We start from the raw sequence: 21,779 nt of genomic DNA, 5'->3' as shown, positions 1-21,779 counted from the left end.
CCATGAACACACGTAAACCGCTGCACCGGCCGCTGGGTGACACCGAACATATGCTCGAGCAATGGGGCTTCTGGCGCATGAATGGCATGGGAGTGCCCAGCTACGCCTCTCCGATGTGGGCTCTCATGCGTGATGTAATGCCCTCGGAGTCGAAGGGGTACACAATTACTGACGACCTCGCCTGCGCTGTTGACGCGGCGGTCGCCCGGCTGTGCAAGCGCGAGCAGCAAATGGGGGACATGATCTGGCTCTACTACGGCGCCAAGTGGCCAGCCGCTCGTGTGGGTCGCCATTACCAAGTCAGCGAGATGAAGGCGCGCGAGCTCATCAAGGCCGGCGTGGCCTGGATTGACTGTGTGCTGGAAACTGTTCGGGAAGCTGCATAAAACAGTTGTCCATATGGAATAACCCTGCTTTCATGCAACGGTGTTCAGCTTTTCAAGCGCGACACCCATTCGAAAGCCCGGCCAATGTGTCGGGCTTTTTTGTTTCTAGATTTCGAGTTATACCTGATGCTCATTCAATGGCAAGGAGCCATCCATGAGCGACAAAGTCGAAGAAAATCTCTCAGACGCTGAATATTTTGCCGATGTGAAAAACTTAAAGTACGAGTGGGACGGCAGACAAACCGACTGGCTGCTGCAGTGGCTCGTCGGGTTCTTGAACGACACGAATTTGAGGATCGGGATCACGCTTACGATCGGAGGAAGCGTCATCACCGGAACTCTCATACCTCACAAAGCCTACTTCGAACGATTAGCTGACGACTTTTCAGCGCCTTTCACCAGTCAGAATGCTGAGACTGCGGAGGCCCTGCGAACCAGAATTTTGGCTTTTGAGGCGCCGGATGAGGCCGATACGCCTAGTTCCCCAGCCCAATATCTTCACCTCCAAAACGCCAGGGTTCACCATGGTGGCAACCAGCTGTTTCCTGACACAGGAACCTACTGGAGAGGAAAGATTGCCGCAGTTGAAGGCTTTGTTCTTGGCGAGCTGAGCATGTCTTAGGGGATGTTGCCCAAACATGCACTAGATGTAGTTCAGTGTCAGCTCATCCAGAGCTGGCCTTTCTCGTTATGGCACTGCCGCTAGATCTAGATTGGTAAGGTCCGGGGACGATCGATCCCCGGACAAAACCAGGCAAAAAATTAGGCGGCTTCGACCGAGACGGTCAGACGCTTCCCAAGCTTTGCCAGAGCTGACTCAACCTGTTCGATCTTCGAGTTGTGCTCGAAATCAACCAGCCGAGTGGCGACCGGGTGAGAGATGCCAAGCTTGCGAGCCAGGTCGGCTACGCGCATACCTCGGTCACACATCTCGTTCCACAGTGCGATCTTGGCCACTGCCTGAACTGGCAGTGGAATAGCGTGTTCCTGGTCATTCTCCGGTTGAGTCGCTTGTGGAATTTTCCGGCCTTGGTCGACGTAGATCGTCAGGGCCAGGGTGATGCCATCAATGACATTAGCCAGCAGCTCCTCAAGGGAGTCGCCGGCGCTGTGTGCTTCTGGAATATCCAGGCATTCAGACCAGAAGGTTCCTGCTTCTTCGTGAGCGCGAACACGAAAGTTGTACATGTGTTTACCTCAATTGTTGGAGCTGATCTCTACGGCTTCGCCAAGGGTAGAGCCTCAATCCTTGAGGCCCAGTTGCTTGATGATTGCCCTTCTTAACCCTTCGCTGATTTCCTTAGCTCCATGGTTAGGGAGGATTGTTTGGTTACCGTTCGGGGATCTGACCTTGAAGTGGCTGCCGCCATTCCCTTTCTTCAGAACTACAACCCCTTGGGTTAACAACCACTTGCGAAACTCGTTGTAGGACATCAACTCTCCTTGTGTCGTGTTGATGGGTTCATTATACATCACATGTGATACATGTAAAGCACATGTGATTAATTTATTTTCTAGGACGCCATAGACAGAGTGGTTCCTTCGGGAGTGGTCTGGACGCGGTATCGCCGGTCGTCACGCGTACGGAAAGAACACCGGCAGTCAGGGAGCCTCAATCCTCTTGTGTGCACAGGCGGCTTTGACGGGCAGCGTGGGAAGACACGCAAACCATTTCGAGCCTCGGCATTTGCCGGGGCTTTTTCATTTTCCGATCCCGAAAGGGTGGACTGTCGGATGCATCCAATGCCTGAGAAAAATCCTGACTTCTGGGCGCAGGTCTGGCTGATCATCACGACGCCGCTCTGGCAAGGAGCGATCATGGCCGCAACCATTTCAATGCTTCGTGTGTTGTACGAGGGCAAGGAGGCGAACAAGGGGCGCGTCGTGCTTGAGGCGCTGATGTGCGGTGGTCTCAGCCTGTCGGCCAGCAGCGTGATTGAGTGGATGGCCTGGCCGTCCAGTCTTTCAGTTGGTGCTGGCGGCGCGATCGGCTTCATCGGTGTGACGGCGATCCGGGAGCTGATCATCAAGTTCCTGGGCCGCAAGGCGGAAACGCCATGAGCCTCGACCCCGTTGGAGCCGTTTCGAAGACGGCAGCCACGATGCGAATCATCGCCGTCGCCGTGGTCATCACCATTGTCATGTCGCTGCTGATTGCTCTGCAGCAGATCAGAGTGGTGTCGCTGACCGCAGCAGTGGGAGTCGAGGCCAAGGCCAAACAGGACGCTATCGCAGCCAACGTCGAGAGCCAGGCCACCATCACCACGCTTCGCGCCGAGGCTGCCAGGAACGCTGCCTATCAGGCCGACCTGAGCAACCGGCTCAAAGCCAGCGAACAGAAAGCCCTGAAGGCGAGGAAAGACTTTGAAGACCTCAAGCGTAAGAGCCCGGCTGTTCGCAAGTGGGCTGATCAGCCTTTGCCTGACGGCCTGCGCGGCAAGCCCGCAACCGGTAAAGACAACAGCGGTAAGGCTCGAACCCCCTGAGCTGGTTCCGTGCGAGCGCATCAGCGAGAGCGATGAAGACCTCGCCCTGAACGGCGACCTTTGGGCATTGAAGGATCGGGCAGTGAACCTACTCGACACCTGCGCCGACCAGGTCGACGCCCAGATCCTGCGCAGCAAGAGCAAGTAGCCATGGCGTGCACTGGATGCGCCGCGCGGCGTGCACGAGCAGCTAAGTGGTTCGCCATCGCAGCTGACCGAGCCCGATCGCTCATCACCCCATCACGTAAGGTCGAACCAGATGCCAAGGCTCAAGACGCTGGGAAGCCGGGTCAAGACCCAGGGTGAGCGCGTAACGGTCGTCAACACCAACTCATGGCGCGCGATCAAGACGACGGCACACCAGCGTGGCTACGGCTACAAGTGGCAGAAGGCGCGCGAGGGTTGGCTCAACGCACACCCGCTCTGCGTGTACTGCGAACGTCAGGGACGCGTGACCTCAGGCACGGTCGTCGACCACATCGTTCAGCACCGTGGCGACATGGCTCTGTTCTGGGACAGGTCGAACTGGCAGACCCTCTGCAAGCCCTGCCATGACTCGGTCAAACAGGCCGAAGAGGCGGGCAACCGTGGAATGTGACCGTTCGTCGGGAATGATATGAATTCTCATTCATGAATGCACCGAAATGGTGCATTAGGCTGGCTCTATGAGGGGGGGCATCGAAATATAGGGGGTCAATGCACTCCAGACCGCGCCCGACCCCATTCGCAGATTTTTTTCCTCGCACAGGTTTTTGTTAATGGCTTTAACACCCAAGAAACGCGCGTTCATCGACGCGGTGAGGGGAGGTGCGTCCAATAAAGACGCAGCCATTGCCGCCGGATGCCCCGAGAAATCGGCCTCTGCGGCGGGTTCGCGTTTTGCGAAAGACCCGGATGTAGTCGCTGAGCTGTTCAAACTGGACGCCCTGCATCCCGTTAACAAGGTTGTTAAAGATGTTAACGCCCAGGGCTCGGAAGAACCCGCTGAACCTGATGCGGACGAGGCCGAGCCTGCCGGGTTCGATCTGGGGGCAGCGCTCTCTCATCGTGACCCGAAGGATTTTCTCCTTGCGGTCATGAATGACCTGACTACAGAGCCGAAGCTGCGTGTTGATGCAGCCAAGGCGCTGATGCCCTTCGTTCACCAGCGCAAAGGCGAGGGCGGCAAGAAGGAGCAGGCGAAGCAAAAAGCCGCTGAGGTGGCGAACGGCAAGTTCGGTACTCGCCGCGGCCCTCTGCGATCGGTGAAATGATGGAATGGACAACGGCCTGCCCCGACTGGGAGAAGCGCATCGTCGCCCGCCAGACCCTGATCCCATTCGATCCACTTTTTCCGGACCAGGCGGAAGAGGCGCTGGAGGTGTTTGGCGCTCTGCGGATGGTGGATGCCACTGGCAGCCCATTGATGTGTGAGACGGTGCGCGACTGGGTCAACCAGTTCGTTGCTGCGATCTTCGGCGCTTACGACCCGGACAGCGGACGGCGAATGATCAGCGAGTTTCTGCTGCTGATCAGCAAGAAAAACGGCAAGTCCACCATCGCTGCCGGGATCATGCTTACGGCCATGGTGCTCAACTGGCGCCAGTCAGGCGAGTTCATCATCCTGGCCCCAACCAAAGAGATCGCTGACAACTCCTATATCCCGATCCGGGACATGATCAAGGCAGACGATGAGCTGTCCGCTCTGTTCAAGGTGCAGGACCACCTGCGACTGGTTACGCACCATGAAACCAGCGCGACGCTTAAAGTTGTTGCCGCCGACAGCGAAACGGTGTCCGGCAAGAAGGCCATCGGGGTGTTTGTCGACGAGCTCTGGGTGTTTGGCAAGCGCGCCAATGCTGAGGCCATGCTTCGCGAAGCTACTGGTGGCCTGGCATCTCGCCCGGAGGGTTTCATCATCTGGGCTACCACCCAATCAGATGAACCACCTGCCGGCGTATTTCGGCAAAAGCTGCTGTACGCCCGACAGGTGCGCGACGGCAAGATCGAAGACAAATCGTTTCTGCCGGTGCTCTACGAATTCCCGAAACACCTGCTCGACGCCGGTGCGCATCGGGAGGCTTCGAACGCTTACATCACCAACCCGAATCTGGGCCTCTCTGTTGATGAGGCGTTCATTGAGCGCGGCTACGCCCAGTCGCAACTGGACGGTGAGGAATCATTCCGGGGATTCCTGGCGAAGCACCTCAATGTCGAGATTGGGCTTGCACTCATGTCTGACCACTGGGTGGGTGCGTCGTTCTGGGAAGCCCAGGCGCTGCCTGGCCTCACGCTGGACAGCCTACTCGACCAGTGTGAGGTGGTCGTGGCAGGCGTTGACGGTGGCGGCCTTGATGACCTGCTCGGGCTATCAGTCATTGGCCGGGTTCGCGAGTCGCGCACCTGGCTGCACTGGGCACATGCATGGGCGCATCCATCTGTGCTGGAGCGGCGCAAGTCAGAGGCGCCCCGGCTGTTGGATCTGCAGAAAACCGGCGATTTAACCATTGTGAACAGAATCGGTGACGACGTTGAGCAGTTGGCTGCGGTCGTTGCGCGGGTCAATGGTGTGGGCTTGCTGGACAAGGTCGGGCTAGACCCGGCAGGTATCGGCGCGCTGCTCGACGCACTGGCCGACGTCGGCATCGAGGAGGAGCAGATCATCGGTATTTCGCAGGGCTGGAAGCTCACCGGAGCCATCAAGACCACTGAGCGTAGGCTCGCCGAGGGGACGCTTCAGCATTGTGGCCAGCCCCTCATGGCCTGGAGTTGCGGCAACGCCAAGGGCGTCCCGTCCGCAAACGCATTTCTCATCACGAAACAGGCTTCGGGCACCGCGAAAATCGACCCACTCATGGCCACGTTCAACGCCGTATCGCTGCTTTCTCTGAACCCAGAGGCGAAGGGCGGCATGGACGACTACCTCAACAACGGATTTTTCGGACTAGTAGGCTGACCATGGCATTTCGTTGGTACAACCCCAGCACCTGGCGATTCTTCGGCTACACCGATCCGAAGACCGGTGATTACGTCGAAGTTGACCTTGAGGTCGGCGGAAAAAACACAAAATCCGGGGTAAAGATCACCACCAAGAGCGCACTCACGATCAGCATGGTCTGGTCATGCGTGAAAATCCTCTCGGAATCGCTGAGCGGCCTCCCGCTGAAGCTGTACGAGGACACTGATACTGGTCGCAAGCTGGTCACTGGAAATGACCGGTTCCTACGGCTGCTCAGAAAGCCTAACCCCTACATGACGCTGCTGAACTTCTTGAAGTTCGTGGTCGTGAATATGGCCCTTCGCGGGAACGCTTTCGCGCTCATTGAGCGCAACCGCAACGGTGATCCTATTGGCCTGGTGCCTTTGGGCTGCGACAGGGTTGAGATCGATACCGAAGACGACCTTATTTATTGGGTAAATCCTCCGGAGGGTGAGCGGTTCCCGGTTTCGCCAGAGAACATGCTGCATTTCAAGTTGTTCAGTCTCGACGGCATCACGGGCCTATCCCCGATTGAGTATCAGGCCGAGACAATGGGGTTAGCCAAGGCAGGTCAGCAGTGGTCTTCGCGCTTCATGCGAAAGGGCGGTTTCACTGGCGGATACGTCATCTACGAGCAGTTCCTGACCAAGGTCCAGCAGGCCCAGGTGATGGAAAAATTCCCAGATGTGCGCCAAGGCGACGTGGACGACATCGGCAAGATGGCGATATTGCAGGGCAACCCGAAGATCGTGCCCGCCGGGCTGAGCCAGAAAGACGCCCAGTTCATCGAGTCTCAGCAGTTTCAGGAAGAAGCGCTGGCTGGCGTCTACGGCGTGCCGCTATGGCTGGCTAACCGCGCCGGCAAGACCTCGATCATGGGTTCGAACCTTGAGCAGCAGCTCATCGGTTACGTCACGTTCGGACTGAAACCCTATGCCGACGCGGTCGAGGACGAGCTCAACAGCAAGTTGCTGACGGACAGGAAGCGCTTTCTGGAGTTCGTGCTCGAGGGATTGCAGCGCGCAGACAGCGCCGGGCGCGCCACGCTGTATGCCGCCGCCCTTGGCGGATCTGGTGGTTCAGGCTGGATGACCACAAACGAGGTCCGTCGCAAAGAAAACCTGCCACCGCTTGATGGCCCTGAATACGACCGGGTCACCCGGTGGGAGATACAGAACAATGCTGACAAAACTTGACTGCCCGTTTGAGGTGAAAGCCGCAGACGACAGCGGCAGCTTTGAAGGCTATGCCGCCGTTTTCGATAATGTCGACCTGGGCGATGACGTCATCGTCAAAGGGGCGTTTACCAGCGTGAAGACGGCACGCAACGGCAAGTTGAAGCTGGCGCTCTATCACGACCTCACCCGATTGGTCGGTACCGCTGACTTCAATCAGGACGACCACGGCCTGTATGTAAAAGGTCAGGTGAACCTGAAGGTCAGTTACGCCCGTGACGCCTATGAGCTGATGAAAGACGGCTCTCTGGACAGCATGTCCATCGGCTTCAACACGCTGGAGGCTGATTTCCAGCAGCGCGCCGGCCGCCAGGTCCGCGTCATCAAGTCCGCCGAACTGTGGGAGGCCTCGTTCGTGCCCTTTGGCATGAATCCAGATGCCGAAGTCCTCAGCGTCAAGTCGGACATCAGGCTTTTCGAGAACGCCCTGCGTGAGCGCATGGGGCTGTCTCAGAAGGAAGCGGCAGCAGTCGCTTCGCTCGGCTACCCCGCACTACGCCGTGATGGCGGCAGTGAGGCCACGGCGATCGTGGAAGAGCTGAAAGACATTTCCACCCTGTTTGCCAACCATTTCGGAGTATCGCCATGAGCGAAGTGAAAGAACTGAAGGAATCCCTGGACCAGCAGCTGAAAAGCGGCTTCGAGGGGCTGCAAAAGAAATACGATGCGGCCATGGATGAGGTCCAGAAAGGTAATAAAGTTGCCGGCGACCTCAAGAAGCAGATCGAAGACCAGAAGGGCGAGCTGCAGAAAGTCATCGATCAGGTGCAGGATCTGGAGCAGAAGGGCGTCAAGCTGCGCGGGGGGCCGGGCGAAGGCAAATCCTTCATTGACATGATCAAGAACGACGATGCTTACAAGTCGTTGAGCCAAAAGTCGTCCATGGCCGCCGAGATCGAGGTCACCAAGTCCGACCTGGCCGCCATGAAAGAAGTGAAGGTCACCAGTGCCGGCATCGTGGCGCCGATCTACGACCCGGTCATTCAGCCGGGCATCCGCCAAGAGCTGCGCATCCGTGACCTGCTGACCGCCATCCCGGTAACCGGCCAGAACTACACCTACTTCCGTGAGCTCCTGCACACTCGTGGCGCTGCGCCTGTGGCAGAAGGCGGCACCAAGCCGACCAGCAACGTCACGTTCGAGCCTGCTACCGATCGCGTGAAAAAGATCGCGGTGTGGATGCCGGTCACCGAAGAGGCGCTGGCCGACGTGCCTCAGATGCAGGGGTATATCCAGGAGCTGCTGCGCTACGACCTGAAGCTCGAAGAAGAAAACCAGATCCTCAAAGGTGATGGTACTGGTGAGAATCTGAATGGCCTCATGACCCAGGCCACTGTCTACGACGCCAACCTGACCAAGGCTGGCGATACCTCGATCGACATCGTGCGCCGCGGTATCTACCAGGTTCGCAAGCAGTCGAAGCTGTCTGCCGACGGCATCGTGCTGAGCGAACTTGACTGGATGAACATTGAGCTGCAGAAGGACGGTGAAAACCGCTACCTGTTCGCCAACCTGCAAGGCCTGGTTACCCCAATCCTCTGGGGTCGCCCGGTTATCACCTCGGACAGCATGGACGAGGGTGATGCGGACGCTGGTGGCGAATTCCTCATCGCGAACTTCGCCCGTGCTGCAATCCTCTTCGACCGCATGACCTACCTGTTCAAGATGGGCCTGATCAACGACATGTTCATCAAGAACATGATCGCGCTGCTGGCTGAAGAGCGTCTGGGCCTCGGCGTGCGCCGTCGGGAAGCTTTGGTCAAAGGCACCTTCGCCAAGTAAGTCAACCGCACGTAACCATCACAAAGCCGGCATAGCGTCGGCTTTTTTGTTTTTGGAGGCAGCATGAAAATCAGAGCTTTGTGGGGCTTTACGGGGAACGCGGACCTGCTGAAAGCCGAATCGCCCAAGGTGAAGCGTGGCCAGGTATTCGATGAGGCCGACGATGAGTACGCCTACACCCTGGTTGGCAAGGGGCTGGTCGAGGAGTTGGGCGCCGACGGCAAGGCGAAGGTCACCAAGCCGAAAGAGTCGAAGCCTGCCGCGCCGAAAGAGACCAAGTGATGATCGAGCTATCTCTGGTCAAAACGCACCTGCGCGTCGACCACGGCGACGAAGATGCCTTGATTCAGGGGTACCTCGACGCCGCCCTGGCTCATGTCGAGCAGCACTGCGACCGCACATTGGTGGAAACGCCAGTGTTGCCGGAAGAAATGGGCCTGACCAAGGACGTGCAGCAGGCCGTATTGCTGCTGGTCGGGCACTGGTACGCAAACCGTGAGGCGGTCGCCAGCGGGCTCGTTGAGGTCCCGTTGGCGGTCGGTCGGCTGCTCTGGTACAGGAAGCGATTCTGATGAAAGCAGGCGATCTTCGGCACCGAGTGACGTTCGAGCAGAAGGTCACCACCTACGATCCGGATTCCAACGAGCCGTTGGTGGCCTGGGTTGAATTCGTCACTGTCTGGGCCGCAATCAAAGACCTGAGCGTTCGCGAGTTCATCGCCGCGCAGTCAGAACAGTCTGAAGTCACTTGCAGGATCGTGACGCGCTACCGCGACGGGTTCGACGCCTCGATGCGCGCTCGCCATGACGGGAGGATCTACAACCTGCACGGGGTGCTGCGCGACCCTGTATCGGGTAGGGAATACCTGACCTTTCCGGCCAGCGAGGGTGTGAACGATGGCTGATTGGGTTGAGTACAAGCTCACCGGCGCTGATGCACTCTCGGCCAAGTTTCGCAGCCTGGGCGAGGAGATGCGCCGCAAGGTTGTGACGCCGGCGGCGAAGGATGCGATGGAAATCGTCTTGGATGACGCGAAAAGCCGGGCGGCTCGCATCGACGACCCGGAAACGTCCAACTTCATCCCCAAAAACCTGGCGATCGTTGAGCGCAAAGCCATCGGAGTCGAAGTGGGCGCGGTGGTGATGTCTGTCGGGGTGCGCAAGCGCAGCCTGGGGCAGGGCGGCGGTAACACCTTCTATTGGTGGTGGGTAGAGTTGGGCACCGAGAAAAACCGGGCCAAGCCATTCTTACGGCCGGCGCTGCAAAACAACCGCGAGGCAGTGTTCAAGGAGTTCTTGAGCTCGGCCAAGTACCAATTGATCAAGCTCGGGGTGAACTGATGCTGGCTCCAATCGTGGCCGTCTGCAAAGCCAGCCCAGCCGTCACAGCGCTGCTCGGTGACAGCCCTCTGCGCCTTTACCCCCATGGTGACGCAGAGCAAGGGGTAGCCCTGCCGTACGCGGTTTGGCAGGTCGTCAGTGGGTCGCCAATCAACTACATCAACGGCCAGCCTGACACTGATCGATACGGCTTGCAGATCGATGTCTACGCGGCCTCCGCCGTGTCTGCTGACGCTGTGGTGACGGCGATGCGCAAGGCCATCGGCAAACAAGCCTACGTTACCGGGTTTGGCGTCGATACGCGCGATCACGACACGAAGAATTATCGCAAAGGTTTCGATGTTGCCTGGCTGGTGCGTCCGTAGCCGGAATACCTGAAAGAACGACCCGCTTCGGCGGGTTTTTTTATGCCCGCTCATAAGTGATTTCGCAGGAAATCGGGGAGTACCAAATTGACTATCGACACTCAAGGCACTGAGCTGTTTGCGCTTGATCCAACCGACAACAGTGTCATCGATGTGGGCTGCTTCACATCGCTGGACGGCATCGACACCTCTATCGCCCAGGTCGACGTGACGTGCACCAAATCCAAGGCCCGCAAGTACAAGGCTGGGTTGGCGGAGCCAGGCTCCGCCTCTTTCGGCCTGAACATCGACCCGGCCAACCCGGCGCACCTGCGATTGCATCAGTTGAAAAAGGCGGGTCTCACCCTGAAATGGGTCGTGGGCTGGTCTGACGGCTTCGATTTCGACGAAGAGAAGGGCATTCCTCCTCTGGTGGGTGCCGCCGGTGCCTTGGCTGCGGTGGTTCTCAATTCTGCTGGTACCGGCTACACCACTGCTCCGACCGTCGCTATTGCCGGTGGCGGTGGCAGCGGTGCGACTGCAACAGCGCAGATTGCTGATGGCAAGGTAACCGGCTTCACCATTACCAATGCAGGCGCCGGTTACACCAGCACGCCAACGGTCACGCTTACTGGTGGTTCGGGCACGGGCGCCTCTGCTCGGGCCATCGTCAATGACAGCGTCGACTTTGACCTGCCAAACACTCGCACCTGGCTCACGTTCGAGGGCTACATGAACGCATTCCCGTTCACCTTTGGCCTGGGCGATGTCGTGAAATCGAGCGTCGGTATTCAGGTCTCCGGTGAAATCGAACTGATCGCGAAAACTGCCGCGTAAGGAAAACCCATGGAACTGAGTATTGCAGCGCTGGCAGCCGCCGGTGCATTTGCCGCGCCTCCGGTGAAGAAGGAAATCACCTGGCACTCGGACGGCAAGCCCCAGACGGCCACCGTCTATGTGGCCCATGAGTCGTTTATCTCGATCACCCAACGCTGGGATGCGCAGCACCAGGGCGCGGACATTACCGCGCAGCGCATCGCCTCCTGCATCGTCGACAAAGACGGCAAGCCGGTGTTCTCGCAGGCTGACGTTGTTGGCGGTGCGGAAACCGGCCACGGGCCTCTGTGCGCGGAGCTGGCCATCGTCCTGCTCGCGGCCATCGGCGAGGTCAACAAGGTCCCGGAGGGCGCTCTCGAAAAAAAATCGACCCCGAGGAAGAGTTCTGGCACGAGCTCGTCCTCGCGGGCATCGGCGGGCGGACGATCGCGGAAGCCAAGCGAAGGCTGACCTACGTCGAGGCGATGGGGTGGATGCGGTACCGGCGACAGACCGGGCCGCTGAACATGGGCCTTCGCCTTGAACACGGCTTCGCGATGCTGGCGACCCTGCTCAACAACGTGCACGGCGGAAAAGCGACGTTCGACGACTTTCTGCCTGACCGCAGTTTCAAGACCGAGACAAAAGCCGCAACGCCGCAGGATCTGCTGGCGCTTCTGCAGCGTGTGAAGGGGTGAAGTATGGCTGGTGACAATCTCGGCACGCTGACTGTCGATCTGGTCGCGAACACTGGTGGTTTTGAGCGGGGCATGGACAAAGCGGAGCGCAAGCTCAAGTCCACGACCCGCGAAGCCAAGTACCAGGCCGATCAGTTGGGAAAGCTGGTCGGGCAGATCGATCCGGTGGTTGGGGCCTATGGGCGCCTCGACAAGATGGAAGAGCAGCTGCGCAAGCACCACGACGCCGGGCGGTTGGACAAGAGCGACTTCGACGATTACCTGAAGAAGCTCAACGAGCAGCGGGATGCCATTGGCAAAACCGATGCTGCCATGACAAAGGGCGGGATGTCCGCCAAGGCCTACAACGCTGCCCTGCGCGGTGTTCCAGCTCAATTCACCGACATCGCGGTATCGCTGCAGGGCGGCCAGGCACCGCTGACGGTATTCCTCCAGCAGGGCGGCCAGCTCAAGGACATGTTCGGCGGCATCGGTCCCGCGGCGAAAGCCCTTGGCGGCTATATCCTGGGCCTGGTCAACCCTTTCACCGTAGCGGCAGCCGCTGCTGCGGTGCTGGCGCTGGCCTACAAACAGGGCAGCGATGAGACCACGGCCTACAACACGGCCTTGGCGATGACCGGAAACACCGCTGGCACGAGCTCAGCCGCGCTGACTGATCTTGCGCGCCAGGTTGCCCAATCGGGCGGCACCGTGGGCAAGGCCGCGGCAGTGCTGGCGCAACTCGCGACCTCCACGCGCATTCCGGTCACTGCCTTCGAGGCCATTGCAGAAGCTGCGATCAAGTTCGAGTCGGCCACCGGAGTCGCTGCCGAGGAAACGGTCAAAAACTTCGAGCGGATCGCAAAGGACCCGGTCGCGGAAATCCTGAAGCTCAACGAGTCGATGAATTTCCTGACCGCCACGACATACGAGAACATCAGGTCGTTGCAGGAGCAGGGTAAGACGCAGGATGCGGCCGCGCTGGCAACAGCCGCTTATGAGGACGGGTTGAACCGCACCTCCACGGCGATCAAGGCCAACCTTGGCACCCTTGAAACGGCATGGGCCGGGGTCAAAAATGCCGCGAAGCAGGCATGGGATGCGGCGCTCAACGTCGGTCGTGAGCAAACCCTCGATCAGCAGATCGACGCGCTGGACAACAGGCTGAAGGAGATTGCTCAGCGCTCATCAACCCCGATCGTGTTCGATGACAACCCGAATCTGGGTGAATTGGGCGGCGGCGCTGCGGCGCTTGAGCGTGAAAAAACTGACAAACTCGTTCTGAAGGCAGAGCAGGATCGTCGTGCGGCTGCGAAGGGATTCGCCCAGCAGCAACAGCAGCAGGCCTTGGACGATCAGCTCAAGCTGGACAAGCTCCGCAAGGAAACGGAAAGCAACGCTGACAAGCGTGCACGGGAAATCGCCGATTACCGGTTGTTGGTCGAGCGGAACATTGCCAGGGCGAAGAAGACCGGTGACAGCTCGCTGCTGATCTCCGCAGATCAGCAGGCCAAGGACATCGCCGCGATCAACGAGAAATACAAGGACCCGGCGGTCAAGAAGACGCCGCAATACCGCGAGGATGCGGGCACCAAGGCGCTCGACGCCGCGCGACAGCAGTACGCGGCCCTCCAGCAGCAGGGTGCACTGATCGGCGACCAGAATGCCGCCAGCCAAACCCTTGGCGCGAACGCGAAAAAGTTGGTCGAGTGGGAGCAGCAGCTCGCTGATATCAAAGGCAAGAAGACGCTCACCGCCGACCAGAAATCGCTGCTGGCCAGCCAGGACCTGATCACCGCGCAGCTCAAGCGCAACGCAGCGCTCGAAACAGAGAACACGCTGCGGGAAAAGGCGCTCGACACGCAGCGCAAGCTCGCCGCCTTTGACGAAAACCTGAAAAGCCAGCTCGCCAGCGCCCAGCAGGGCCTCGACAACAACCTGGCGGGGGTTGGCCTGGGTGATGTCCAGCGGCAGCGCCTGCAAGAGCAACGCGCTATCCAGCAGTCCTATCAGTCGCAGCTCGACAAGCTGACGTCGGACTACAACAAGAGCAACAAGGACCAGTTCACCACGGAGCTCTACGGCAAGGAAACCGCCTCGCTGAAAAGTGCACTGGACCAGCGCCTGGCGATGCAGCGTCAGTACTACGTGGACGTTGATGCCGCCCAGGCAGATTGGACCAACGGCGCATCGGCTGCCTACGACGATTATCTGCGCAGCGCGAAGGACGTGGCCGGGCAGACCAAAAACCTTTTCTCGAATGCGTTCAGCGGCATGGAAGACGCGCTGACCACCTTCGTGACAACCGGCAAATTGTCTTTCGGCGACCTGGCCAAGTCGATTCTGGCTGACCTGGCGCGCATCGAAATCCGCCAGGCTTCTTCGTCGGCGCTCAGCGCGCTGTTCGGGTTTGCGAAGACGGCAGTTGGTGCGTACTTCGGTGGTTCATCAGCGGGGACGGGCGCGGCGGCATCGGACTATTCCGGCGCAGCTTATCAGAGCTGGCTGTCCGCGCAGCACTGGGACGGCGGCTACACCGGCGACGGTGGCAAGTACGAGCCGATGGGCGTGGTGCACGGTGGCGAGGTCGTCATCCGTAAGGAAGTGGTTCAGCAACCTGGTATGCGTCAATACCTGGAGCGCCTGAACAAATCCGGAAAACCAGGATATGCCGATGGCGGCTACGTGGGACTGTCCGCCGGCGGCAGGTCTTCTTCGTCACCGGCAGCTGCTGGCGGCGGGATCGTCATTCAGCAGAGCTTCACGGTCGATGGTGGCGGAAGCGATACATCTGACCAGAACCTGAAGGCGGTAGGTCAGGCATACGCCGACACCGCGAAACGCGGCGCTCAACAGGCGATCGCGGACGAGCTTCGCCCGGGCGGCGCTATTTGGAGGGCGGTAAATGGCCGTTGAGACGTTCACCTGGTGCCCGAGGCTGGGCGCGTCCAGCACCCCGGAGTATCGGACACGCTCGAGCAAATTCGGCAACGGCTATGAGCAGGTCGTAGGCGACGGACCAAACAACAAGGTTGAGGTCTGGTCAGTGTCATTCGTTGGGGACGAAGAAACGGCGCGGGAGATCAGGGCATTCCTCGATCGTCACGCGGGGTTCAAGTCGTTCTTCTGGACCCCGCCGCTGGGCGAGATGGGCTTCTACCGCGCTTCCGCGCCGTCTGTCTCGCCCAACGGCGCTGGTTTCTACACGCTGACCAGCACCTTCACCCAGTCATTCCTTCCATAAGGTCCCACATGCCGCTGATTAAAGACATCCAGGTGCTTGAGCCTGGGAGTGAAGTGCTGCTGTTCGAATTGGACGGCAGCGACTACGGCGCAGATGTGCTGCGATTTCATGGCCACGCTATTCCGTACACCGCGGCGGAGTTGATCGCTGCTGGCGCTGATGCCGACAAACTCCCGGCCAAGTCGATTTGGTGGCAGGGCGAGGAGTACAGCGCCTGGCCAATGCAGATCGATGGCATCGAGGCCAACGGCGATGGCACGGCAGTGCGCCCGAATCTCTCTGTTGGCAACGTCAACGGGAGGATCACAGCCTTGTGCCTGGCTTTCGAGGATCTGCTCGAGTTCAAGCTGACGATGCGGCAGACGCTGGGCACCTATCTCGACGGCGCGAACTTTCCTGCAGGTAACCCGGACGCTGACCCGACTCAGGAATCGATTGAGGTCTGGTACCTGGACCAGAAAAGCAACGAGGACGGCGAAACCATTTCGTGGGAGCTGGCCAGCCCTGGCGATGTCGGTGGCGAGTCGATTGGCCGCGAGATGACCACGCTTTGCCACTGGTGCTTGACCGGGGGGTATCGGGGGCCTAACTGCGGGTATGTGGGCCCATACCGTGACAAGGATGGGAACCTGACTGACGACCCAGAAAAAGACGAGTGCGACGCAACGCTGGGTCGCGGTTGCGTTCCCCGTTTCGGAGAAGGCAATGCGCTGCCGTTTGGGGGCTTCCCCGCCGTTTCCCTGATTGCCAGGAGCTGACCATGCTGAAATACATCCTCAAGGCTGTGCAGGCGCATGCGGCCGCTGAGTACCCTCGCGAATGCTGCGGGGTGCTGATCACCATCGGGCGCAAACAGCAGTACATTGCGTGCGCGAATACCGCGACCGACCCCAGAGAGGAGTTTCGCATCGCGCCGGAGGATTACGCGGCGGCGGAAGACCTGGGCGAGGTGATCGGCATCGTCCATTCGCACCCAGACGCGACCAGCAGGCCATCGCCGCGCGACTTGGCCATGTGCGAAGCGACCGAACTGCCCTGGCACATCTTGAGCTGGCCGGAGGGAGATCTGCGCACCATCGTGCCAACCGGCAACACGCCGCTGCTCGGGCGGCCGTTCGTGCACGGCGCTTGGGACTGCTGGCAGGTCTGTGCCGACTGGTACCGGCGCGAATGGGGACTGGAGTTCGAAGCCTTCAAGCGCGAGAACGGATGGTGGGAGCAGGCCGACGGTCCGAGCCTGTACGAGCAAGCCTACGAGGCCGCTGGGTTCGAGCGAGTCGGCAGTCCGCAGCGGGGCGACATGATCGTGATGGACGTGGGGCGCACCAAACACCCTAACCATGCGGGAATCTACCTCGGCGCCGATCCTGCTCTGCCCGGCGAGTCAACGGCAGTGCACGGCGCAGGTCCGTTCCTTCTGCACCACCTTTACGGCAAGCCGTCAGAGATCATCGTCTACGGCGGCTCTTGGCACGACAGGGCACGGCTGATACTTCGCCATCGTGATGCGCGGTGATACCCTCAGGCTTTTCAATGTGAGGGATCATCATGCGAATTTTGATTGGAGCGCTTGCAGTTGCTCTGCTGGCGGGTTGCACGACCCCATCTGACCTGAGAAATAGCAGTCCAGTTTTTGCGTCCGCCACAACCAAATCCCCGAAGCAATTTGCTCTTTGCGTGCTGCCTAAGTGGCAGGACCTCAACGCCGGGGCAACGATGAGCGAAACAGAAACCGGCTACCGCCTGATTATGGCTAATCCCGGCGTAGGGCAGACCGACGAGCTTCTGGATATCACCAGAACACAATCAGGTTCCTCGGTGAAGCACTTCCAAAGAATTGCTTGGCAACAACTTGGACGGGGCGGGGTGTCTGAGGCCGTCAAGTCCTGCATCTAATCGATGTAATAACCACTAAGACCGCCTTCTGGCGGTTTTTTTACGCCTGGAGTTTTTCATGCAAGCCACAGCAGTTCATTACGACCCCCTGACCACTATTGAGTTATGGGGCGCTTTGGGAAGGAAGCTGGGGAAGATCCATTCGAGGCTGCTGGACACCGGAAAGTCGTGGGAGGTATTCAAAGCGCTTGAGGTGTCACTTCCTGGATTCAAGCACGAGGTGGATCGTCTGCACAGACTGGGAATGCGGTTTGCAATTTTCCGAAACCACCGGAACGTAGGAGAGAGGGAGTTTGACCTGGGCGGAACACGGCATCTGAGGATTGTGCCGGTAGTTTCTGGGAGCAAACGAGCTGGCGTGTTACAGACCGTCGTCGGAATCGTGATGATTGTGGCGTCCTTCTTTGTGCCGGGCAGTACACCTGGCGCCCTCGCGGCATCCTCAGCTTTGCTGAGCGGTGGTATCGCGGTGACCGCCGGCGGGGTAATCCAGCTGCTCAGCCCGCAAGCCAAAGGCCTCAGCCAAAGCGCATCCCCTGAAAACCTTCCTTCGTACGCCTTTGGCTCAGCTCGGAACACCACGGCCAGCGGCAACCCCGTGCCGATCTGCATCGGCGAGCGCCGGTGGGGCGGCGCGATTATCTCCGCCTCGATTCTCGCCGAAGACAAGACCTGATCCGAACCTGAAGAACAGACCGCCGAGTGGCGGTTTTTTTATGCCTGGAGAAAAGCATGGGCGCAGCTGAACGAATCGACATCCACGGCGCCAAGGGCGGCAGCAGCAACCCGAAGACACCGGTTGAGGCGACCGACAGCCTGCGCTCCACCAACCTGGCCAAGCTCCTGATTGCTGTGGGCGAGGGTGAGTTCGACGGTGTTCCAACTGCGTCCGACATTTACCTGGACAACACGCCAATCAACGATGCCAGCGGCAACGTAAACTTTCCCAATGTGAAATGGGATTGGCGGTCTGGCTCAGTCGAGCAGGAATACATCCCTGGCATTCCCTCGGTGGAAAACGAGACGACCATCAACGTCGAGCTCCGCAGCGATACGGCCTGGGTTCGATCGATTACCAACACCCAGTTGTCCGCCGCGCGTATCCGCCTGGCTTGGCCAGCCTTGCAGCAGCAGGATGACAACGGCAACGTGGGCGGCTACCGGATTGAGTACGCCGTTGACCTGGCCACCGATGGCGGGGCTTATCAGCAGGTGCTGAGCGAGGCCGTGGACGGCAAGACCACCACGCGCTATGAGCGCTCTCGCCGTATCGACCTGCCAGCGGCGACCACCGGCTGGCTGCTGCGTATTCGCCGCCTGACGCCAAACCAGAACACCAACAAGATCGCCGACACGATGATCGTGGCCGGGCTCACCGAGGTCATCGACCAGAAGATTCGCTACCCGAACACTGCGCTGCTCTACATCGAGTTCGATGCCGAGCAGTTCAGCAACATCCCTGAGGTCACCATCAAGTGCAAGGCCCGCAAATGGCAGGTCCCGAGCAACTATGACCCAGTGGCGCGCACCTATACCGGCGTCTGGGATGGCACCTTCAAGCTGGCGTGGACCAACAACCCGGCATGGGTGACCTACGGCATCTGCACGGTGGACCGGTTCGGCCTGGGCAAGCGCATCAAGCCATTCATGGTCGATAAATGGGAGTTGTTTCGCATCGCGCAGTACTGCGACCAGTTGGTGCCCAACGGCATGGGCGGCCAGGAGCCGCGTTTTCTCTGCGACATGAATCTGCAAGGCAAGGCCGATGCCTGGACCCTGTTGCGCGACATTTCCGCCATCTACCGGGGCATGACCTACTGGGCCCAGGGCCAACTAGTGGCCCAGGCCGACATGCCGCGCGCGCAGGACTTCGACTACGTCTTCACCCGGGCGAACGTGATCGACGGCAAGTTCGCGTATGGCAGTGCTTCGGCGAAGACTCGCTACACCCGCGCGATCGTCAGCTACGACAATCCGGCCAACAACTACGACACCGATGTGACGGCGTTTTCGGATCTGGCACTGCAGCGTCGGTTCGGCGACAAGCCGGTCGAGATCAGCGCCATCGGCTGCACCCGCGCTTCTGAGGCCCAGCGCCGAGGCAAATGGGTGGTGATGAGCAACAACCAGGACCGGACTGTCACGTTCAAGACTGGCATGGAGGGCGCTATTCCGCTGCCGGGCTACATCATCCCGGTGGCCGACTCGCTGCTGGCCGGGCGGGAAGTGGGAGGGCGGATTTCGGCGGGCGCCGGGCGCGTCGTGACGCTGGACCGTGACACTCAGGCCAAGGCCGGCGACCGGCTGATCATCAACCTGCCCAGCGGCAAGGCCGAAGGCCGGACCGTGCAGTCGGTTGCTGGGCGCGCAATCACTGTGACCACGGCCTACAGCGAGACTCCGACGGCAGAATTGCAGTGGGCGCTCGATGCTGACGACTTGGCGATCCCGCTATATCGTGTGCTCAGCACCAAGCGCACCACCGAAGGCGACCACGAGATCGCGGCGGTTCAGTTCGAGCCGAGCAAGTTTCCCTTCATCGATACCGGCGCGCGCCTGGAAGAACGCCCAATCAGCGTGATCCCGATTACGGTCGCTCCAGCGCCGGCCAGCGTCACGCTGACCTCGAACACTGCTATCGCCCAGGGCTTGGCCGTCACCACCATGACGATTACTTGGCCAGCCGTCACCGGCGCGGTCGGCTACGACGTGGAGTGGCGCAAGGACAATGGCAACTGGATCAAGGTGCAGCGCACCGGCGCGACCAGCGTAGACATCACCGGCATCTATCGGGGCGCTTACTTGGCCCGGGTGCGTGCGGTGAGCGCCTACGACATCTCTTCGATCTGGCGCACCTCGATCCTGACCCAGCTCAACGGCAAGGAAGGCCTGCCGCCGGCGGTGACGTCGCTGACCGCGGCCCCGCTGATCTTCGGCATCCGCCTCAAATGGACCTTCCCACCAGGTGCAGAAGACACCCAGCGCACGGAGATTTGGTACGGCCCGACGCCGGCGCGGGAAGCCGCGACCAAGCTCACCGACCTGGCCTACCCCCAGTCCGAATACAGCATGCAAGGCCTGCTGGCGGGCGTGACGTTCTTCTTCTGGGCGCGGCTGGTTGACCGGACCGGCAACATCGGTCCGTGGTACCCGGTCGGCCAGGGCGTGATGGGGCAGAGCAGCTCGGAAGCGGCTCCGATCCTGGACATGATCGCCGGCCAGATTGGCGAAACGGAACTCGGCCAGGGCCTGAAGGACAAGATCGACAAGATCGACGACCTGCAGGAGCAGATCGACGCGCTGGATGGGCTGGCGGGCTACAAGCCGGATCAGGTCTACGCCAAGGGCCAGCAGGTTGTTGTGGATGATCGCATCTACCAGGTGAAAAGCACTGTGCCGATCAACACACCGCCGCCGAACACCACCTACTGGCTGGACGTCGGTCAGAGCGTCGAGACGGCCAACGGCCTGGCCCAGCAGGTGGCGACCAACACCACTGACATCACCGATATTGGCGGAAAGGTAACGGCTCAGGCTTCTAGCCTGGAGGCGCTGCGCTCGTCTGCGCGGGATGACAACGGGGAGGGCGAGCTGGCTGACGCGATGAAGGGCTGGAGCAGCACGGCCAGCATCGTGCAGGAGGCGAAGACCGCGGCGAGCGCGAACGAGGCAAACGCGAAGCTAGTTGTCCAGTTGACTGCCACGGTGGGCGATAACGCTGCTCAAGTCACCGACCTGCGGCAGGTTGTGGCGGATAACAAACAGGCTGCCGCCACCGCGATCCAGCAGCTCGGCGTGAAGGTCGACGGGAACACGCTCGATATCCAGACCCAGTCTCAGGCCCTGGTCGACGTGAACGGGAAGGTCTCAGGATCCTGGTCCGTGAAGATGCAATACAACTCGGCGACCGGGCAGTACATCGCCGCCGGCATCGGGCTTGGCATTGAGAACACCGCAGCCGGACTACAGAGCCAGTTCCTGGTCTCTGCCGATCGGTTCGCCATCGTCAACACCATTGCCGGCGGTGCCGTCTCGGTTCCGTTCGCGGTGCAGGGCGGGCAGGTGTTCCTCAACCAGGCGTACATCCAGGACGGGACCATCACCAACGCCAAGATCGGCAGCTTCATCAGCTCCACGAACTACGTGGCGGGCCAGACCGGCTGGATCTTCAACAAGGACGGCACGCTGGAAATCAACGGCGGCGCGCCGGGGCAGGGGCGAATCGTCGTGAACAACCTGTATGTCGCGGTCTATGACGGCAATGGCGTGCTTCGCGTGAAACTGGGTAATTTGGGGTGATTCATGGCCTATGGCATGCGGGTGTGGGACGCCTCGGGAAACCTGCGCATGGACGAAAACTCGTTCACTGTGCGGATTGTCCTGTCGGTGGTCGTCAACAATAGCGGCTGGACAATCGTCAACTCGCAGGGCGCGGGGTATCAGGATTTCAGTTGTCCAGGCGTCACGCCGTCCAATGCCTCGGCCACTTGCCTTCCTGTGGCTAATTACACAAGCAATGACACTCAGTTCGAAACCGAGGTGCGGACAGACGTGGTGCGGGTCTATAACTACAATCGGGGATATGCCGGATTTACCAACCCGGCAACCACGGCG

The 21,779-nt window shown here is 60.0% G+C and carries 29 protein-coding genes; 27 read left to right on the top strand and 2 right to left on the bottom strand.

What is annotated here, in order from left to right; translation table 11 throughout:
* The first annotated feature begins 2 nt into the window (after positions 1-2).
* Positions 3-386 (top strand): antiterminator Q family protein, encoded by a 384-nt coding sequence (locus tag NPS29_RS16665; protein WP_274133836.1) that lies wholly within the window; start codon positions 3-5, stop codon positions 384-386.
* A 154-nt stretch (positions 387-540) separates the two neighbouring features.
* The gene (gvpU, locus tag NPS29_RS16660; protein WP_274133835.1) at positions 541-1,008 is read left to right on the top strand and encodes a gas vesicle accessory protein GvpU; all 468 of its coding nucleotides are present in this window, start codon (positions 541-543) and stop codon (positions 1,006-1,008) included.
* 140 nt (positions 1,009-1,148) lie between these two features.
* Here the strand turns inward: gvpU and NPS29_RS16655 are convergent, their stop codons facing one another.
* Together NPS29_RS16655 and NPS29_RS16650 are read right to left on the bottom strand one after the other, a co-directional pair.
* Positions 1,149-1,574 (bottom strand): type II toxin-antitoxin system HicB family antitoxin, encoded by a 426-nt coding sequence (locus NPS29_RS16655; protein ID WP_274133834.1) that lies wholly within the window; start codon positions 1,572-1,574, stop codon positions 1,149-1,151.
* Between the two features lie 54 nt (positions 1,575-1,628).
* A complete protein-coding gene (locus tag NPS29_RS16650; protein ID WP_274133833.1) occupies positions 1,629-1,820 on the bottom strand; it encodes a type II toxin-antitoxin system HicA family toxin in 192 nt (63 codons plus the stop codon).
* Positions 1,821-2,120: 300 nt separating this feature from the next.
* On the opposite strand from NPS29_RS16650, the gene NPS29_RS16645 reads away from it, so the two are divergent.
* The 25 genes from NPS29_RS16645 to NPS29_RS16525 all read left to right on the top strand — a co-directional run.
* Entirely contained in the window at positions 2,121-2,447 is a 327-nt protein-coding gene (locus NPS29_RS16645; protein WP_274133832.1) for a phage holin, lambda family, read from the top strand.
* Between the two features lie 41 nt (positions 2,448-2,488).
* Positions 2,489-2,872, top strand: coding sequence for a hypothetical protein (locus NPS29_RS16640; RefSeq protein WP_274133903.1), 384 nt, complete (start codon positions 2,489-2,491; stop codon positions 2,870-2,872).
* Positions 2,778-3,020, top strand: a complete 243-nt coding sequence (gene lysC, locus NPS29_RS16635) for an Rz1-like lysis system protein LysC (protein WP_274133902.1) — start codon at positions 2,778-2,780, stop codon at positions 3,018-3,020. The genes NPS29_RS16640 and lysC overlap by 95 nt, the downstream gene beginning before the upstream one ends.
* A gap of 111 nt (positions 3,021-3,131) precedes the next feature.
* Entirely contained in the window at positions 3,132-3,470 is a 339-nt protein-coding gene (locus tag NPS29_RS16630) for an HNH endonuclease (protein WP_274133831.1), read from the top strand.
* Between the two features lie 160 nt (positions 3,471-3,630).
* A complete protein-coding gene (locus tag NPS29_RS16625; protein ID WP_274133830.1) occupies positions 3,631-4,125 on the top strand; it encodes a terminase small subunit in 495 nt (164 codons plus the stop codon).
* Positions 4,125-5,807 (top strand): terminase large subunit, encoded by a 1,683-nt coding sequence (locus NPS29_RS16620; RefSeq protein WP_274133829.1) that lies wholly within the window; start codon positions 4,125-4,127, stop codon positions 5,805-5,807. Before NPS29_RS16625 ends, NPS29_RS16620 begins: the two co-directional genes overlap by 1 nt.
* Positions 5,808-5,809: 2 nt before the next feature.
* Positions 5,810-7,027, top strand: a complete 1,218-nt coding sequence (locus NPS29_RS16615; protein ID WP_274133828.1) for a phage portal protein — start codon at positions 5,810-5,812, stop codon at positions 7,025-7,027.
* Entirely contained in the window at positions 7,011-7,655 is a 645-nt protein-coding gene (locus tag NPS29_RS16610; RefSeq protein WP_274133827.1) for an HK97 family phage prohead protease, read from the top strand. Before NPS29_RS16615 ends, NPS29_RS16610 begins: the two co-directional genes overlap by 17 nt.
* Entirely contained in the window at positions 7,652-8,848 is a 1,197-nt protein-coding gene (locus NPS29_RS16605) for a phage major capsid protein (RefSeq protein ID WP_274133826.1), read from the top strand. The genes NPS29_RS16610 and NPS29_RS16605 overlap by 4 nt, the downstream gene beginning before the upstream one ends.
* A gap of 63 nt (positions 8,849-8,911) precedes the next feature.
* Positions 8,912-9,130: a hypothetical protein gene (locus tag NPS29_RS16600; protein WP_274133825.1), complete on the top strand. Its 219-nt coding sequence runs from the start codon at positions 8,912-8,914 to the stop codon at positions 9,128-9,130.
* A complete protein-coding gene (locus NPS29_RS16595; protein WP_274133824.1) occupies positions 9,130-9,420 on the top strand; it encodes a head-tail connector protein in 291 nt (96 codons plus the stop codon). The genes NPS29_RS16600 and NPS29_RS16595 overlap by 1 nt, the downstream gene beginning before the upstream one ends.
* Positions 9,420-9,752 (top strand): phage head closure protein, encoded by a 333-nt coding sequence (locus tag NPS29_RS16590; protein WP_274133823.1) that lies wholly within the window; start codon positions 9,420-9,422, stop codon positions 9,750-9,752. The genes NPS29_RS16595 and NPS29_RS16590 overlap by 1 nt, the downstream gene beginning before the upstream one ends.
* Complete coding sequence (locus NPS29_RS16585; RefSeq protein WP_274133822.1) at positions 9,745-10,188, top strand: HK97-gp10 family putative phage morphogenesis protein; 444 nt, start codon at positions 9,745-9,747, stop codon at positions 10,186-10,188. The genes NPS29_RS16590 and NPS29_RS16585 overlap by 8 nt, the downstream gene beginning before the upstream one ends.
* Positions 10,188-10,553, top strand: a complete 366-nt coding sequence (locus NPS29_RS16580; protein ID WP_274133821.1) for a DUF3168 domain-containing protein — start codon at positions 10,188-10,190, stop codon at positions 10,551-10,553. The genes NPS29_RS16585 and NPS29_RS16580 overlap by 1 nt, the downstream gene beginning before the upstream one ends.
* Before the next feature lie 87 nt (positions 10,554-10,640).
* A complete protein-coding gene (locus tag NPS29_RS16575) occupies positions 10,641-11,369 on the top strand; it encodes a phage tail tube protein (protein ID WP_274133820.1) in 729 nt (242 codons plus the stop codon).
* 9 nt (positions 11,370-11,378) lie between these two features.
* On the top strand, positions 11,379-11,819 hold the full coding sequence (locus tag NPS29_RS16570) for a phage tail assembly chaperone family protein, TAC (RefSeq protein WP_274133819.1): 441 nt from the start codon (positions 11,379-11,381) through the stop codon (positions 11,817-11,819).
* A complete protein-coding gene (locus NPS29_RS28920) occupies positions 11,735-12,046 on the top strand; it encodes a phage tail assembly protein T (RefSeq protein WP_425312522.1) in 312 nt (103 codons plus the stop codon). The genes NPS29_RS16570 and NPS29_RS28920 overlap by 85 nt, the downstream gene beginning before the upstream one ends.
* Positions 12,047-12,049: 3 nt before the next feature.
* On the top strand, positions 12,050-14,941 hold the full coding sequence (locus NPS29_RS16560) for a phage tail tape measure protein (protein ID WP_274133817.1): 2,892 nt from the start codon (positions 12,050-12,052) through the stop codon (positions 14,939-14,941).
* Complete coding sequence (locus NPS29_RS16555) at positions 14,931-15,269, top strand: phage tail protein (RefSeq protein ID WP_274133816.1); 339 nt, start codon at positions 14,931-14,933, stop codon at positions 15,267-15,269. Before NPS29_RS16560 ends, NPS29_RS16555 begins: the two co-directional genes overlap by 11 nt.
* An 8-nt stretch (positions 15,270-15,277) precedes the next feature.
* Positions 15,278-16,027, top strand: a complete 750-nt coding sequence (locus NPS29_RS16550) for a phage minor tail protein L (RefSeq protein WP_274133815.1) — start codon at positions 15,278-15,280, stop codon at positions 16,025-16,027.
* 2 nt (positions 16,028-16,029) lie between these two features.
* Positions 16,030-16,785: a C40 family peptidase gene (locus NPS29_RS16545; RefSeq protein ID WP_274133814.1), complete on the top strand. Its 756-nt coding sequence runs from the start codon at positions 16,030-16,032 to the stop codon at positions 16,783-16,785.
* Between the two features lie 32 nt (positions 16,786-16,817).
* Positions 16,818-17,165: a hypothetical protein gene (locus NPS29_RS16540; protein WP_274133813.1), complete on the top strand. Its 348-nt coding sequence runs from the start codon at positions 16,818-16,820 to the stop codon at positions 17,163-17,165.
* Between the two features lie 58 nt (positions 17,166-17,223).
* A complete protein-coding gene (locus NPS29_RS16535; RefSeq protein ID WP_274133812.1) occupies positions 17,224-17,841 on the top strand; it encodes a tail assembly protein in 618 nt (205 codons plus the stop codon).
* A 56-nt stretch (positions 17,842-17,897) separates the two neighbouring features.
* On the top strand, positions 17,898-21,464 hold the full coding sequence (locus NPS29_RS16530) for a host specificity protein J (protein WP_274133811.1): 3,567 nt from the start codon (positions 17,898-17,900) through the stop codon (positions 21,462-21,464).
* A gap of 3 nt (positions 21,465-21,467) precedes the next feature.
* A partial coding sequence (locus NPS29_RS16525) for a hypothetical protein (RefSeq protein WP_274133810.1) occupies positions 21,468-21,779 on the top strand: 312 nt, incomplete at its 3' end.

This window comes from Pseudomonas putida (assembly GCF_028682175.1).
In the GTDB taxonomy this organism is placed as follows: Bacteria; Pseudomonadota; Gammaproteobacteria; order Pseudomonadales; family Pseudomonadaceae; genus Aquipseudomonas; species Aquipseudomonas putida_AD.
Note: the sequence above shows the minus strand (reverse complement) of the source record. Positions and strands in the feature narration are given on the sequence as shown.

Coding starts and splice junctions, on each gene's coding strand:
- NPS29_RS16605 (WP_274133826.1), top strand. CDS start 7,652: ATGAGCGAAGTGAAAGAACTGAAGGAATCCCTGGACCAGCAGCTGAAA.
- NPS29_RS16570 (WP_274133819.1), top strand. CDS start 11,379: ATGGAACTGAGTATTGCAGCGCTGGCAGCCGCCGGTGCATTTGCCGCG.
- NPS29_RS16585 (WP_274133822.1), top strand. CDS start 9,745: ATGGCTGATTGGGTTGAGTACAAGCTCACCGGCGCTGATGCACTCTCG.
- NPS29_RS16655 (WP_274133834.1), bottom strand. CDS start 1,574: ATGTACAACTTTCGTGTTCGCGCTCACGAAGAAGCAGGAACCTTCTGG.
- NPS29_RS16555 (WP_274133816.1), top strand. CDS start 14,931: ATGGCCGTTGAGACGTTCACCTGGTGCCCGAGGCTGGGCGCGTCCAGC.
- NPS29_RS16550 (WP_274133815.1), top strand. CDS start 15,278: ATGCCGCTGATTAAAGACATCCAGGTGCTTGAGCCTGGGAGTGAAGTG.
- NPS29_RS16590 (WP_274133823.1), top strand. CDS start 9,420: ATGAAAGCAGGCGATCTTCGGCACCGAGTGACGTTCGAGCAGAAGGTC.
- NPS29_RS16535 (WP_274133812.1), top strand. CDS start 17,224: ATGCAAGCCACAGCAGTTCATTACGACCCCCTGACCACTATTGAGTTA.
- NPS29_RS16560 (WP_274133817.1), top strand. CDS start 12,050: ATGGCTGGTGACAATCTCGGCACGCTGACTGTCGATCTGGTCGCGAAC.
- NPS29_RS16595 (WP_274133824.1), top strand. CDS start 9,130: ATGATCGAGCTATCTCTGGTCAAAACGCACCTGCGCGTCGACCACGGC.
- NPS29_RS16665 (WP_274133836.1), top strand. CDS start 3: ATGAACACACGTAAACCGCTGCACCGGCCGCTGGGTGACACCGAACAT.
- NPS29_RS16640 (WP_274133903.1), top strand. CDS start 2,489: ATGCGAATCATCGCCGTCGCCGTGGTCATCACCATTGTCATGTCGCTG.
- NPS29_RS16600 (WP_274133825.1), top strand. CDS start 8,912: ATGAAAATCAGAGCTTTGTGGGGCTTTACGGGGAACGCGGACCTGCTG.
- NPS29_RS16530 (WP_274133811.1), top strand. CDS start 17,898: ATGGGCGCAGCTGAACGAATCGACATCCACGGCGCCAAGGGCGGCAGC.
- NPS29_RS16620 (WP_274133829.1), top strand. CDS start 4,125: ATGGAATGGACAACGGCCTGCCCCGACTGGGAGAAGCGCATCGTCGCC.
- NPS29_RS16645 (WP_274133832.1), top strand. CDS start 2,121: ATGCATCCAATGCCTGAGAAAAATCCTGACTTCTGGGCGCAGGTCTGG.
- NPS29_RS16545 (WP_274133814.1), top strand. CDS start 16,030: ATGCTGAAATACATCCTCAAGGCTGTGCAGGCGCATGCGGCCGCTGAG.
- NPS29_RS16625 (WP_274133830.1), top strand. CDS start 3,631: ATGGCTTTAACACCCAAGAAACGCGCGTTCATCGACGCGGTGAGGGGA.
- NPS29_RS16615 (WP_274133828.1), top strand. CDS start 5,810: ATGGCATTTCGTTGGTACAACCCCAGCACCTGGCGATTCTTCGGCTAC.
- NPS29_RS16540 (WP_274133813.1), top strand. CDS start 16,818: ATGCGAATTTTGATTGGAGCGCTTGCAGTTGCTCTGCTGGCGGGTTGC.
- gvpU (WP_274133835.1), top strand. CDS start 541: ATGAGCGACAAAGTCGAAGAAAATCTCTCAGACGCTGAATATTTTGCC.
- NPS29_RS16630 (WP_274133831.1), top strand. CDS start 3,132: ATGCCAAGGCTCAAGACGCTGGGAAGCCGGGTCAAGACCCAGGGTGAG.
- NPS29_RS16610 (WP_274133827.1), top strand. CDS start 7,011: ATGCTGACAAAACTTGACTGCCCGTTTGAGGTGAAAGCCGCAGACGAC.
- NPS29_RS16580 (WP_274133821.1), top strand. CDS start 10,188: ATGCTGGCTCCAATCGTGGCCGTCTGCAAAGCCAGCCCAGCCGTCACA.
- NPS29_RS16650 (WP_274133833.1), bottom strand. CDS start 1,820: ATGTCCTACAACGAGTTTCGCAAGTGGTTGTTAACCCAAGGGGTTGTA.